Origin of the sequence: Methylobacterium sp. CCH5-D2 (assembly GCF_001556475.1) — a bacterium.
GTDB lineage: Bacteria > Pseudomonadota > Alphaproteobacteria > Rhizobiales > Beijerinckiaceae > Methylobacterium > Methylobacterium hispanicum.
The window spans coordinates 1-226 of sequence record NZ_LSIX01000917.1 but is presented as its reverse complement, the minus strand read 5'-3'; the positions used below and the strand labels follow the sequence as shown (position 1 = coordinate 226).

General features: G+C 76.5%; 1 pseudogene. It reads right to left on the bottom strand.

Annotation, left to right across the window (positions count from 1 at the left end):
- A pseudogene (locus AX737_RS34855) lies at positions 1-226 on the bottom strand (phosphohydrolase); the annotation flags it as partial.

Below are 226 nucleotides of genomic sequence, written 5' to 3'. Positions count from 1 at the left end.
GAAGCCCGCCACGCTCAGGGTGTGCTGGTAGACGCCCGCATCGTGCCGCCACACGGTGTGCAGCCAGTCGCGGATTCCGGCCTCGGCCACGGCCTCCACCACGATCTCCGTGCCGCGCTCGATCTCGGCCGGGTCGATCCGGGCGCCGAGCGCCGCGCTGTCGAACAGTTCGGCCACCAGCGCGGTCGCGGCGCCGCCGCGGGCGGCGAGCGCGCGGGCGCGGGTC